This window comes from Lactobacillus sp. N54.MGS-719, assembly GCF_000980505.1.
GTDB classification, from domain to species: Bacteria; Bacillota; Bacilli; order Lactobacillales; family Lactobacillaceae; genus Lactobacillus; species Lactobacillus amylovorus.
Genome location: NZ_LARO01000009.1, coordinates 34,837 through 49,072 on the forward strand (window position 1 = coordinate 34,837; position 14,236 = coordinate 49,072).

The 14,236-nt window shown below is 40.3% G+C and carries 10 protein-coding genes; 7 read left to right on the plus strand and 3 right to left on the minus strand.

Annotated features, from left to right (window positions below; genetic code table 11):
• The first annotated feature begins 68 nt into the window (after window positions 1-68).
• The 7 genes from nrdD to WS44_RS02995 all read left to right on the plus strand — a co-directional run bounded on the left by nrdD (window position 69) and on the right by WS44_RS02995 (window position 10,218).
• The gene (gene nrdD / locus WS44_RS02965) at window positions 69-2,264 is read left to right on the plus strand and encodes an anaerobic ribonucleoside-triphosphate reductase (protein ID WP_013641397.1); all 2,196 of its coding nucleotides are present in this window, start codon (window positions 69-71) and stop codon (window positions 2,262-2,264) included.
• Window positions 2,248-2,961 (plus strand): anaerobic ribonucleoside-triphosphate reductase activating protein, encoded by a 714-nt coding sequence (gene nrdG, locus WS44_RS02970; protein WP_013641398.1) that lies wholly within the window; start codon window positions 2,248-2,250, stop codon window positions 2,959-2,961. The genes nrdD and nrdG overlap by 17 nt, the downstream gene beginning before the upstream one ends.
• A 70-nt stretch (window positions 2,962-3,031) precedes the next feature.
• Complete coding sequence (locus WS44_RS02975) at window positions 3,032-3,613, plus strand: iron-sulfur cluster assembly protein (protein ID WP_013437007.1); 582 nt, start codon at window positions 3,032-3,034, stop codon at window positions 3,611-3,613.
• On the plus strand, window positions 3,613-4,821 hold the full coding sequence (locus tag WS44_RS02980; protein ID WP_046433013.1) for a DUF438 domain-containing protein: 1,209 nt from the start codon (window positions 3,613-3,615) through the stop codon (window positions 4,819-4,821). The genes WS44_RS02975 and WS44_RS02980 overlap by 1 nt, the downstream gene beginning before the upstream one ends.
• A 98-nt stretch (window positions 4,822-4,919) precedes the next feature.
• Window positions 4,920-6,137, plus strand: coding sequence for an MFS transporter (locus WS44_RS02985; protein WP_022087593.1), 1,218 nt, complete (start codon window positions 4,920-4,922; stop codon window positions 6,135-6,137).
• A gap of 84 nt (window positions 6,138-6,221) precedes the next feature.
• Window positions 6,222-8,174 carry a M13-type metalloendopeptidase gene (locus WS44_RS02990; RefSeq protein WP_046433017.1) on the plus strand — a complete coding sequence of 651 codons (1,953 nt, stop codon included), beginning with the start codon at window positions 6,222-6,224 and terminating at the stop codon, window positions 8,172-8,174.
• Window positions 8,175-8,877: 703 nt separating this feature from the next.
• Window positions 8,878-10,218 (plus strand): RNA-guided endonuclease TnpB family protein, encoded by a 1,341-nt coding sequence (locus tag WS44_RS02995; RefSeq protein ID WP_013437011.1) that lies wholly within the window; start codon window positions 8,878-8,880, stop codon window positions 10,216-10,218.
• A gap of 356 nt (window positions 10,219-10,574) precedes the next feature.
• Here the strand turns inward: WS44_RS02995 and WS44_RS03000 are convergent, their stop codons facing one another.
• The 3 genes from WS44_RS03000 to WS44_RS03010 all read right to left on the minus strand — a co-directional run bounded on the left by WS44_RS03000 (window position 10,575) and on the right by WS44_RS03010 (window position 14,107).
• The gene (locus WS44_RS03000) at window positions 10,575-12,596 is read right to left on the minus strand and encodes a KUP/HAK/KT family potassium transporter (RefSeq protein WP_046433019.1); all 2,022 of its coding nucleotides are present in this window, start codon (window positions 12,594-12,596) and stop codon (window positions 10,575-10,577) included.
• Between the two features lie 340 nt (window positions 12,597-12,936).
• Entirely contained in the window at window positions 12,937-13,374 is a 438-nt protein-coding gene (locus WS44_RS03005) for a hypothetical protein (RefSeq protein ID WP_013641406.1), read from the minus strand.
• A 289-nt stretch (window positions 13,375-13,663) separates the two neighbouring features.
• Window positions 13,664-14,107 (minus strand): RloB family protein, encoded by a 444-nt coding sequence (locus tag WS44_RS03010; protein WP_288145678.1) that lies wholly within the window; start codon window positions 14,105-14,107, stop codon window positions 13,664-13,666.
• Window positions 14,108-14,236: the final 129 nt, after the last annotated feature.

Below are 14,236 nucleotides of genomic sequence, written 5' to 3' on the forward strand. Positions count from 1 at the left end.
ATGTATAGAATACAAGATATTGTGTTTTATGGTAAGATTGATTCATAAATTTAGAGAGGTTGATCTTTATGTTAAAGCAAGAATTGGAGCAAAAGCTAGAAACACCAACAATGTTCGTTAAGCGTGACGGCTCTAAATATCCGTTCGAATTATTCAAATTGGAAATGGTTATTCACGCTCTCGGCTTAGATGATGTTAAGACAATTATTTTAAGCAAGATTATGGACAAGCTTGATGATGACACCGTAACGGCACAAGATGTTGCGGCCGCATTTAGACAAAGCTTGAATGAACTTGGCTATATTGAAGCTGCCAAAAAGTATGTTGCTTACCGCAAGCACGACGTTGCCGAATGGGAAAAACAAATTGATACTAAGGACCGTTTGGAACGCTTAGTTCATAAAGACCCAACCATCGTTAACGAAAACGCAAATAAAGATAGTGATGTCTTCAGCACCCAACGTGATTTGACCGCTGGTACAGTAGGTAAGACCGTTGGTTTGACCATGATGCCTGAACACATCGCTAAAGCCCACCTTCGCGGCGACATTCACTGGCACGACTTAGACTACACTCCACTTTCACCAATGTCTAACTGCTGCTTGATCGACTTCAAAGAAATGCTTACCAACGGCTTCAAGATTGGTAATGCCTACATGGAAAGTCCTAACTCAATCGGCGTTGCTACCAGCCAAGTTGCCCAAATCATCACTAACGTAGCTTCAAGTCAATACGGTGGTTGTTCGTTTGACCGTGCCGATGAAGTTTTAGCTCCTTTTGCTCAAAAGAACTACGAAAAGCACTTAAAGGATGCTAAAGAATTAATTGACGATGAAGAAAAAGCAGATGCTTTTGCTAAGAAGCGTACTAAGAAAGACATCTACGACGCTATGCAAAGCCTGGAATACGAGATCAACACTATGTTCTCAAGCCAAGGTCAAACACCATTTACTAGCTTGGGCTTCGGCCTTGGTACTTCTTGGATTGAAAAAGAAATCCAAAAAGACATTTTAAGAATCAGAATTGCTGGTTTGGGTAAAGAACACAGAACCGCGATCTTCCCTAAACTACTCTTCACCCTTAAGAAGGGTCTCAACTTGCACCCAGGCGATCCTAACTACGATGTTAAGAAGCTTGCCATCGAATGTTCAACCAAGAGAATGTACCCAGACGTTTTGAGCTACGACAAGATTAAAGAAATCACCGGCTCATTCAAGTGTCCAATGGGTTGTCGTTCATTCTTACAAGGTTGGAAGGACAAGAACGGCAAGGAAGTTAACTCAGGCAGAATGAACTTAGGTGTTGTCACTGTTAACTTGCCAAGAATCGCTATGGAAAGTCACGGCGATATGGACTTGTTCTGGAAGATCTTCGACGTTAGAATGCAAACTTGCCACGAAGCCTTACAATTCAAGGCTCACCGCGTAACCGAAGCTAAGCCAGTCAACGCACCAATCCTTTACCAATACGGTGCATTTGGCAAGCGTCTTTCAGAAGATGGCAACGTTAACGACCTCTTCAAGAACGGCCGTGCCACTATTTCCTTGGGCTACATCGGCCTTTACGAAGTAGGTACTGTCTTCTACGGTTCCGATTGGGAACACAACAAGGAAGCTCACGACTTCACTGTTGAGATCGTTAAGAAGATGCATGACTTATGTGCTAAGTGGGAAGAGGAAGATCCTAACCACTACCACTACAGCTTGTACTCAACTCCAAGTGAAAGTTTGACCGACCGCTTCTGCAGACTTGATACTGCTAAGTTCGGCAAGGTTAAGGACATCACTGACAAGGAATACTACACTAACTCATTCCACTACGATGTTAGAAAGCACCCAACTCCATTTGAAAAGTTGAGTTTCGAAATGGATTATCCAAAATACGCTGCTGGTGGTTTCATCCACTACTGCGAATACCCTAACTTGAAGCAAAACCCAGCAGCTCTTGAAGCCGTTTGGGACTGGGCTTACGACAAGGTAGGCTACCTTGGTACCAACACCCCAATCGACAAGTGCTACAAGTGTGGTTTTGCCGGTGAATTCAAGGCTACTGCTAAAGGCTTCCAATGCCCAGTCTGCGGCAACCACGATCCACGTACTTGTGACTGTGTAAAGAGAACCTGCGGCTACCTTGGTAATCCTTTGAAGAGACCTATGGTTCACGGTCGTCATGAAGAAATTGCTCACAGAGTAAAGCACATGACCATGGGCTTGGTACGCGAAGAAGCTGAAGAGGAAACTAAAGAAAATGCCAAAGAAAGATAAAAACGATCAAGAAGGCCCTGACATTCGCAGCAGTTTGATCAAGGTTAATATTGATGGTGATACGGTATTTGTTGACTCAAATCAATATAAGCCTCAGGTCGATCATGCAAAGAAGTTGCTTAAGCAAAAGGCGATGCCTAAGAATCCTAAACCACAAGAATGGAAGAGTGAAGAGCATAGTTTGCACAAGATTGCGGACTATAAGCCGTTCAACTTCGTTGATGGTGAAGGTGTAAGATGTAGCCTTTACGTTTCTGGATGTTTGTTTGACTGTCCGGGTTGCTACAACTTGGCAGCGCAGAACTTCAACTATGGTCAGCCTTATACGCAAGACCTTGAAGACCAGATCATCAAAGATATGTCTCAGCCTTATGTGCAAGGTTTGACCCTTTTAGGTGGTGAACCATTCTTGAACACTTGGGTTTGCTTGAAAATTATCAACCGGGTGAGAAAAGAATTTGGTCATACCAAAGACATCTGGTCTTGGTCAGGCTACACTTGGGATGAATTGCAAAAGGAAACTCCTGATAAAAAAGAAATGCTGTCGAAGATCGATATCTTGGTTGATGGACGATTCCTTGAAGCAAAGAAAGATTTGACCTTGCAATTCAGAGGTTCAAGCAACCAACGAATTATCGATGTGCCTAAGTCACTCAAGGCTGGCAAAGTCGTTATTTGGGATAAATTGCAAAGATAGATAATAGATAAAAACAAGGGGTAATTGTAAAATTAGATTTACAGTTACCCTTATTTTGTGGAGAAAAATGATGAAAGAAGAAAAAATAGAGTTAGTTGATCAAATTATGACAGCCTTGCAAAAGGTCATCGATCCTGAATTGCAGGTTGATATTGTTAACTTGGGTTTGATCTATGGCATTGATATTGAAGGCACGAAGGCTACGGTAAAAATGACTTTGACGATCAGTGGTTGTCCATTGTCTACTTATTTGCAAGACCACATTAAACAGGCTGTATTGACCGTTAACGGCATTGATTCATGTCAGGTACGATTAGTCTGGTATCCTGTTTGGTCGCCTGAGAGGATGACTGAGGCCGCTAAGAAGCAGCTGGGGATGCTTGATGATCAAAGTGAAAAAGAAGAGATCGAAGATACTGAAAGAGAACAAAAAGTCATCGACTTTTCTGTGCCAATTAAAAAGCTGGCTGATGAATATCCTGATTTTATCCAGATTATGTATGACTGCGGTTTTACCAGAATTAAGATTCCAGGCTTGCTCAGCACAGTAGGTAGAGTAATGACGATTCCGCTTGGTGCACAAGCAATGAAGATCGATTTAAACAAGATTAAACAGGCTTTTGAAGAAAAGGGCTACAAGGTGATTGAATAATGACGAATTTAAGTAAAGAAAGACAAGAGGCGCTGCTTAAGATCTTGCATTATATCCAAGATGGCGGCGATTTTGCGACAGCGAAGAAGATGTTTCAGGAGGCGTTCGATAAGGTCGACGTATCTGAAATTACGGCAGCAGAGCGGGAATTAATCGCACAAGGTTTGGATCCACGCAAGATTCAATATTTGTGTAACGTTCACGCTGATGTGTTTAGGGGCAATATCAAGGAAAACAAGGAGAATCCTGATTTTTCCATGCCAGGTCATCCGGTGAACACAATCAAGCAGGAAAACGTGGTTATCAAGTCGCTGGTCAATGACTTTTTATTGCCTAACTTGAAAAAGTGGGAAGATAACAAATCTGATGAAACCTTAGATAAAATCAAACAAGCATTGTCTGATTTAGCCACGATCGATAAGCACTATGCGAGAAAAGAAACCTCGCTTTTTCCACTAATGACCAAGTACGGCATCACTGCTCCGCCACAAGTAATGTGGGGCGTGGATGACAAGATTAGACGTTTAATTAAACAAGCAAATGAGATTGCTAATACTGATCCAATTGATGCAGAAAAATTAGATAAGGCAATCAAGGAAACTAGCCACGAAGTACTCGAGATGATCTTCAAAGAAGAAGACATCATGATTCCAATGATCGATGAAGTGGCATCCCCCGAAGATTGGGAAAACGTTAAGCAAGAAGAAAAGCAAATCGGTTACACCTTGATCAACCCACCAATGAATTGGAAGCCAAAAGCAGAACCAAAGGCTGCCGGCCCAATTTCGGTTGATAATCTTTCCAGCTTGTTCATTAACTTCAAGGAAGGATCATTGAATCTAAAACAACTGTCCGCAATTTTAGACATGTTGCCATTTGCTTTAACTTTCGTCGATGCTAACGACAAGGTAGCTTACTTCGGCGGCGGTGCGAATATTTTCCCTCATTCTAAAAACGCGATCGGCAACTCCGTCTTCTCCTGCCACACACCGGCCAGCAAGCCAATCATCGAGAAGATCTTCAAGGAATTTCATGAAGGTAAGAAGAACGAGATCTCATATTGGTTCACGCCAAGAAAGATGGGTAGAAAGCTCTATTTGCGTTACTACGCCGTCCATGATGACAATGATCAGTATCTGGGATGCCTCGAGGTGGCGCAAGATATCACCGACATTGAAAAATTGACGGGACAAAAGAAAACAGAATAAGTTAAATAGTTTACGAACAGTGTCAGCTTGGCACTGTTCTTTTTTTGTACTTCTTGATAAGCTAGACAATGGAGAAAAAGAACATTAGGGAGGCAAATATGAAAAATGCACATGGAAAAATTAAAACTGATGAAATTAAGTTAATTTGGCTGATCGTAGGTGAATTAGCTACTTGGATCGGTGCTAGTTTCATTTGGCCATTAACTTCTGTTTACTTAAACAAACAGCTGCACATCAGTCTGTCAATCATTGGTGTGGTCCTGTTCTGTAACTGTGCCGGCAACATCCTCGGCTCAATTATTTCAGGACGTCTTTATGATAAATACAATCCGTACCCATTGATGCTCTGGGGCTTAGGTCTAGATGCCGCAGTCTTATTTTTGATGGCCGCATTTCATGGCTGGCCAGAATATTGGGTCTGGCTGACTTTGACCGGCTTCTTGGGCGGCTGGAACGGAACCTTGATCAACTCCGTTGCCACTAGTTTGAAAAAATATCCGAGCCGCTACGTCTTCAACGTTTTGTACTTCTCACAAAACTTGGGTGTGGTAACCGGTACTTTGATCGTAGGATACCTCTACGACTTCTCAATTACGCTTCTATTCGTGATTGCGGCACTACTCTTTGTAATTGCCTTCATCAATGCAGTCTTCAACTACAAGCCAATTATCGCCTTCCACAAGGAAAGAATGGCCAAGCATAAGAAGGGTGAAAAGCACAAGGCAGAACCAATGCCAAAGCGCAACTTCATTATGACGATGGTCTTCTTCACCACCCTGGGCGTAACTTGGCTGATGTACATGAACTGGGAATCCAACTTGTCCGTTTACATGGTTTCACTTGGAATTCCATTCCACTTGTACAGCTTGCTTTGGACCCTTAATGCCGGCGTTATCGTCATCATGCAAGGGATCCTGGCTCGTTTTCCTAATATTTTTAAAAATCTCTTCCATCAGATCATCTTTGGGATCTGCATGTTCTCACTATCGTTTATCACATTAGTTTTTGCCAAAGACTTCGCGCACTTCGCTTTATCAATGTTCATCTTGACCTTGGGTGAATCAACCGCGTTCCCAGCTATTCCTGCTTACGTCAACGACTTGTCACCACTCACCAGTAAAGGCAAGTACCAAGGTGCCAACATGGTGGCTTCCGGAATCGGGCGTGCGTTTGGACCGCTCTTTGGTGGTTTAATCATCGACCATGCTGGTTATATTCCATTCTTCTGGGTAGCCGCTATCGTGATTGCCTTGATGATCGTAGTCATGATTCCAACTTACATGAAAGTGCACAAAGAATTAACTATTTATAAGTAAGTAAAAAGCATACAAAATTAAATTAAAATGATATAATTAGCTTGATTTAATTTTTTAGACACCAAAAAAGGAGGATTTTCCTGAATGAATAATAAAATGGCCGTTCGCGGCGGTGCCGGCGACATCCTCGAACCCAAAGTAGGTACTCGTCCACAAGATAATTTATACTTAGCAGTTAACTCTGAATGGCTTGAAAACGTCAAGATTCCATCAGATCGTTCAAGAATTGCCAGCTTCGACAACATTGACCTTGATGTTGAAAAGAAGTTGATGAAGGACTTCGCAGATTTTGCCGATGGTAAAAAAGAAGTTGCTGATGTGCCTAACTTGAAGAAGGCAGTTGAACTTTACAAGTTAGCGCGTGACTTTAAGCGTCGTGATGAAGATGGTGCTAAGCCTATCCAAGCTGATTTAGCCTTGCTTGAAGGTATTCGTGACTTTGCTGACTTCAACTTGAAGGCTCCAGACTTGTTCAAGGCGGCTTTTGCATTGCCATTCAGCTTCGACGTTGATGCCGATATGAAGAACACTAAGATCAATGTATTGCAATTCTTCGGTTCATCAATTTTCTTGCCAGATACAACTACTTATAAGACTGATGCGGCACAAAAATTGCTCGACGTTTTGAAGAGGCAATCAATTGAACTTCTTAAGATGGCAGGTCTTTCAGCGGGTCAAGCTGAAGAATACGTTGACGATGCCATGAAGTTCGATGACAAGGTATCTAAGGTAGTTAAGTCATCTGAAGAATGGGCAGACTACCCAGCAATGTACAACCCAATGCCAATCTCAGACTTTGAAAAGAAGATTACTAACTTCAAGATGGACTACTTCTTGAAGGAAGCTTTGGGTGAAGTTCCAGACCGCGTAATCGTCGCAGAACCTCGCTACTTGGATCACTTCGATGAATTGATTAACGAGGACAACTTCGATGAAATCAAGGGTTGGATGATCGTTAAGTTCATCAATGGTGTTGCTAGCTACTTGTCACAAGACTTCCGTGAAGCATCATTCCCATTTAGCCAAGCTTTGTCAGGTCAACCAGAACTTCAAAGCCAAGAAAAGCAAGCATACCACCTTGCTAACGGCATCTTTAGTGAAGTTGTTGGTGTTTACTACGGTAAGACTTACTTTGGCGAAGACGCTAAAAAAGACGTTTTATCAATGATTCACAAGATGCTTGATGTTTACGAAGAACGTATCAAGAACAATGACTGGCTTTCTGAAGAAACTAAGCATAAGGCAATCGTTAAGTTACGTGCCTTGATCTTGAAGATCGGTTATCCAGACAAGATTGAAGAAATCTACGATCGTTTGCACGTAACCCCAGCTAGCGAAGGTGGCAGCCTTTACTCAAACGCTAGAGCTGCTGAAATTGAACAAGTTAAGTACAACGTAGAGAAGCTGCACAAGCCAGTTGACCGTACTGTATGGCTCATGCCAGGTAACTTGGTTAACGCTTGTTACGACCCACAAAGAAACGACTTAACTTTCCCAGCCGCAATTTTGCAAGCACCATTCTACGACTTGAAGCAAGATCGTGCTGAAAACTTCGGTGGTATCGGTACTGTTATCGCCCACGAAGTTTCACACGCATTCGACAACAACGGTGCGCAATTCGACGAATACGGCAACATGAAGAACTGGTGGACTGACGCTGACTACGCAGAATTCAAGAAGCGTACGCAAGCTGAAATCGACTTGTTCGACGGCATCAAGTATGGTCCTGTAACTTTGAACGGTAAGCAAATTGTTTCAGAAAACATTGCTGACCAAGGTGGTTTGACTGCTGCTGTTCAAGCTAACAAGGGTGAAAACGGCGATATGAAGAAGTTGTTTGAAAACTTTGCTCGTATTTGGGCTAACAAGCAACTTACTGAGTCTATTAAGACGCAAGTTTCAGTTGACGTTCACGCACCTGGTCCAGAACGTGCTAACGTCCAATCACAATGCCAAGAAGAATTCTACAAGGCATTTGACGTTAAGGAAGGCGACGGTATGTGGCTTGATCCTGAAAAACGTGTGGTAATTTGGTAGTTTAGATAAAGAAATAACCTCATCCAAATGGATGGGGGTATTTCTTTATCTATCGTTAAAAAATGCCGTTTTTTTGATGATAGAAATTAGTGTAATAAAATAATATCAAAAAACAGTTGGCAACAAGGCCAACTGTCCTGGTATGGTTTAGTCGGATTACGATTTAACGCAGGTAGTGATTGAAAAGTGACTTAAGACGTTTTTTGATCCACTTCTTAAGACGCTTGATCATCTTACCGTCCGATGGTATAAATACTAGTATGAAGAAATGATACACTATAACGTATGTTGAGAGTCGACTAGCTATCGACTCGAAAGAATTGTGGGCGGTCGAAAGACCGCTTTTTTTATGCTTTATTTTCTATCGACAGAAAATTGATACAACTATAATATTTGCTCTTTTTTAATATTCTCGAGAGCAAATGTTAGCTATTTTACATTGTCGAAACTATAATATGGTTGATTGCAGTGCTGCTACTACACTGCAGTTGGTATAACTTAACTACCCATAATAAGTTTATTGCACTGAGGACCCCCGTGAGGGAGCCCTTTTTATTTCGCATTTTTAAAGGAAACACTAGTTTTGTTCTTTCCCTTTTGATATAATTTTTAGACAAGGAGGGGGAACAAATGTGCTAAAAATACAATTCTACTTAATTAGCTATTTGATTTAAGAAACTCTGAAAAGAAAGGAGATGAAATAATGGCTAAGAAAAGAAAAAAGCCCATTCCTCGTAACAGCACGCAGTATGAACAGCTAGCAAGCGAATATTTGATTAAGGCTACACCTGTTTTAGACGAGACGGCAACACAAGCTCATAATCTTTATAATCGCGCACTTTACGATATCCGCCAAGCTTTCTTTAAGCATCAGTACATTAACAGTTTTACTGATTTAAATGCCATGTTTAAAAAACGTTACGAATTAAAAGAAAACATGCTCTACCACAAGCTAGGCTACGTGCAAAGTGCTCAGCAAACGCTTAAAGAAGTCATGACGGTCTGGCAGGCATGGCTTAGGGCTTTAAAAACCTACCGCAATAATCCTACTAAGTTTACTGGTAGACCGAGAATGCCTAAATACCTGCATCGAGATCAACGTCATACTTTTTACGTAACCAGTCAAAACGCTAGGGTAAATAAAGCCGGCTTTCTAGTTATTCCTAAGCTAAGCATTAAGATTAGGCTCGCATCGACGGATATAAAAAAGATCGGTAGAGTAGCTTTTAAGCCTATGGCTAACGGATATAAGGTAATCGTGCCGTATAAGACTAATAAGGAAATTAAATATTTGTATGATAATGGTAAATATCTTGGCATTGATCCTGGCATTGATAATGCTTTTGCCTGCGTAACCAATACTGGTGATCGTCCTTTATTAATTAACGGGCATGCTATAAAATCAGTTAACCAGTACTACAACAAAAAACGTGCCGAATTAAAACAGCTCCAAGCTAAGTATCATCAGCTAGAGAAGATGATTAATACTAAGCAAGGGTTAGAACCAATCTATCAAGAGACGAAAGCCATGAAGAGAATTACCGCTTGGCGCAATGACAAGATTAGGCAGTTCGCCCACAAAGCATCTAAATGCATAGTTGATTATGCGTTAAGCTGTGGTACAAACACGATTGTCATTGGCAGAAATAAGTCATGGAAATGTTCTTCTGATATGGGCAAAAGAAATAATCAGAATTTTATTGGTATTCCCCATAAGACTATGATCGACATGATTAAATATAAGGCAAATCTTGCAGGAATCACGGTTATTCAGACCAACGAGTCCTATACTAGTCAAACCAGTGCATTAGATCATGAACAGCCTTGTTGGAACAATGCTAATAAAAGTAGAAAGAAACAAGGCAAAAGCCCTATTAACCGCAGAATTAAGCGTGGTTTGTTTAAAGCAAATGATGGCACGTTAATCAATGCCGATGTAAATGGTGCATTGCAGATCATTAAAAAAGTATTCCCGAATTTTTCATTAGATGACGGGATAGTGGGCGCAGTGTTGCGACCGATTAAGTGGAGTCCAGCCATTTAATCGGATACCATCTAAACAGGCATCTTTCATTTAAGAGCCTGCTTAGTAAATGAATATGAGTTTTGTCTTGGCTTAAGTCAGTTGAAAGCCTCGTAAAGTTGTCCTGCCAGTATTGAAAAAGATTATTCTTTTTTGGTGTGTTATTAAGCAGGTTAAGTCTGATATTGACGAAAAAGAAAAGATAAGATGCAGGAATGTAGCCAAATGGATAGATATGACTACATTCACACAATATTTTCTTACATAAGTTTATTGCACTGAAAAGATTCTATGATTGATTAATCTATCAACATTATTTCTTATATAGAGTACTTAAAAAAGACGCCCGTGATGGGCGTCTTTTTTGCTAGCTTCTATTATTTACTTTTAGCGTTGGAATAATCCTTAGGCTTAATTCTCTTAATGTAAGATGGATTTGGACGACCTAAGATCAATGGTACACGCTCGATCACAGTATCTGCGTATTCCAAGCCAAACCATGAGGCAGGGTTAGAAGACAGGTTCTGCAAACGAACACGAGCTTCAACTAACCATTTTTCGTAGCCAACTAATTGAGTTTGTGGACTAATCACGTCGTTTACGATAACAAATGAGAAGTCACCTACATCGCGCCCTGGGGTGGTGGTGTATTTCTGGGGTTGAGGTTCAATCGTGCCGTCTGCGATCAAATCATGAACGATCTGACGAATGTAGACGTTAACGCTAGTTTGTTTCTTAAATCCTAAATAAAGCTGAATGTTGATCACGTTCTTAGTGCCATATGTATTAACTGCATATTCGGCAGTGAATGGCTCGTTAGTTACGTTAACAGTGACGAACCAGTAAGCCTTCGCACGCTTTGGACGTTTATCCAAAATTGAGTACAAGATTTCACGTTTAACGAACTTGTTGTACTTAACGTTGGCCATGTAAACCAAGTTAGTTGCGTAGGTAGGGTAATCTTCATCGTGACTCAAGTTAGTCAACATGTCGGTGTATTCGTCAAGACGAACGTAGGCATTGCGTGATTCACGCTTGTCACGAACCTTGTTACCGTAGTACCAAACATACATGATGAAGCCAATTACACCGGCGATGAAGAGTGAAACATAACCACCGTGAGTAAACTTGGTCAAACTTGAAATCATGAACATGATGTCAAGAACACCGAAGAAAATTAAGAAGATCCAATTCCAGATTGGGTTAATTTTCTTCATCGCTAACCATTCATAAAGCAGGATGGTAGTTGCTAACATTGAAATTGTGATGGAAAGACCATAGGCTGCTTCCATGTGAGCAGAAGTTTGGAAGTACAAAACAATTGCAATAGTTGCAACACAGATTCCCTTGTTAATAGAAGGAATATAGATCTGACCTTTTTCTGTTGATGGATAGTTGATATTCATTCTTGGCAAGAATTTCAAACCACTAGCTTCAGCAACCAAGGTGAATGATCCAGTGATCAAAGCTTGTGAGGCAATAACAGCGGCAATAGTAGCCAATATGATGGCGAACAATCTGATGTTGATTGGAATCATTTCGTAGAATGGGTTAAGCACTCCGCCATCGGCAAGCTGGAAATGAGGATTATTTAAAATCCAAACCCCTTGACCAAAATAGTTAAGTGACAAGCAAACAAATACAAATGGCCAAGAACCAATGATATTCTTCTTACCAACGTGACCTACATCTGAGTAAAGGGCTTCAGCACCAGTAGTAGCCAGGAAGATTGATCCTAAGATAAAGATTCCAGCTTTATTGTAAGGGCTAAATAGCAATTTAATGGCGTAAACTGGGTTAATCGCTTGAATGATTGTCCAGTCGCCAGCCATGTTGATTACACCCATGACGCCTAAGAATGTGAACCAAATAAACATGATTGGTCCGAATGCCTTACCGATAATACTGGTACCCATCTTTTGAATAGAGAACAGTACCAGCAAAATGACCACGGTAATGACAATTACCATTTCCTGGGTAGAAACAGGAACGTTGCCACCGAATTTAAGACCTTTTAACCCTTCAATCGCGGTCGTAACAGTAACGGCAGGAGTCAAAGTACCATCGGCTAGGATAGCGGCACCACCGATTAAGGCTGGTAATACAAGCCATTTGGCACGCTTTCTAACCAAAGTATACAAGGCAAAGATACCACCTTCACCGTGGTTAGTTGCTTTCAGGGCAATTAATACGGTTTGCACGGTTGTCAGCAAGGTTACAGTCCAAAGGACTAGGGAAATAGAACCAACAATAAAATCGCGGTTCACATTACCAATACCACCATTGCCTTCGACAATAGACTTCATAACATAAAGTGGACTAGTTCCGATATCACCATAGACAATACCAATGGCGATAAGTAAGCCAGCCGCACTCATACGTTTTGACTTAGTATTCATTATAAATATCTCCCACAAATAAATTGTAGCTATCAATAAAAAAAGAAAATGCCACGATGACATTTCCCTCTAATACATTCATTTTCGTCTATTTTAGTTCACATTGCAAGTAAAATAATTGTGTTTTAATTTTGCAGCCAAAAAGTCAGGGTGTTCGATATAACTGACAGAATTCGCATTTTTTGTCAGTTATACTGAACACTTTGACTTAATTAAAATCAGATGTTAGTTTTCACTATGTTGGACGATTATCTTCTCAAGATAAAAATGGATTGCGTAAATTCATTGATGAATTAGGGTAACAAAAAAGCTCCCAAACGGGAGCTTTTTCAATAATAAATTATGAAAGTGATGAAGGAATCTTGGCGCGTTGTTCTTCGTCCCATTTTTCCCATGCTTCATAAGTAAGCATTTCTTCAGGCTTAACACCAGTCTTGTCAGCCATTACCTTAAGCAAATTCTTGAAGTTGTAATCATGGTATTGCAATACGTGATCAACAAGCTTCTTACGTGGGAAGTGAATGTTGTTCAAAAGGTAGCTGTTGATGTCGACCATATTGTGGTTTTCATCATAAAGGTTGATTACTTCGAGGTCATCTTCATCGAATTCAGCGATGTAGAAGTTAGCGAAAACCTTCAAGTAATCAGGTTGTTCCTTGAATTCTTCAGCTGGCATAATGGTCTTGTTAGCTTCTGGCATAACGACTTTAAGATCGTCGTTTTCTTCTTTGTTTTCTTTATCAGCTTGTGCTTGTGCGTTTTTTTCTTCTTCAGTCAAAGTTGTTACCCCTTTATTTAGAAAATAAGTAGTACAAAGTCAATAATAATTCTATCTACTTTTGCAAATAAAAGCAAATGTAACTAATCTATTTTACTACAGTTGTTAGGATGATGTGGGGAAATATTGGATTATATAAAGTAGGAACTTTCCAAAACGATAAAAAACCTTGCGATAGGACGTATCCATTAGAGCAAGGGGATTGATCTTTCTATAATTCTAATAGATATTGAACTTTAAAGCAAACTACCGTATGTATGGGATGAAAATTGGGGCAATGATGTGAGAATTAATATTGTTCCGTTTGGAAAATAGCTTTTAGATATAAATTTACGTTGGTGTAAGGATCTTTCTTGATGATCTTAGTAGATTCATCACTAGGTGAAGAAATTCGATTAGCATTCTTAACTGCGGTTGATATTCTATCACGAAGGATGTTTATCTTTTGTCCTTTGTTTCTAGAGTATTCTTCATTGAAATATTTCTCGCCTGATAATTTAGCAAAAAGTTGTTTTCTAGTGTAAGCAGCAGTTACTGGTTCAAAGTGCATTAAGATCCAAACTTCGAAGCAAATGTTTGAGAATAGAATCGTAATATCATATCTAGATTTTTTGGCTTGATCAAAGCATTCTAATAATTCTTGTGGAGTGTGTTCATCGTGGTCAAAAACTAAATATATCTTGTCTTGCTTATTTAATTTAGGGTCTTCTAGCACATCGTGCAACAAAGCCATTCCAGTAAATTCTAATTGTTGGACGTAGGTCTAACTTTTTACTCTTTCGTTTTCTCATTGTAGGTTCCTTTATGAATCTCTTGCAAAATATCCATCAATCCTTCTGTATCAACTACAGGCATACTGCCG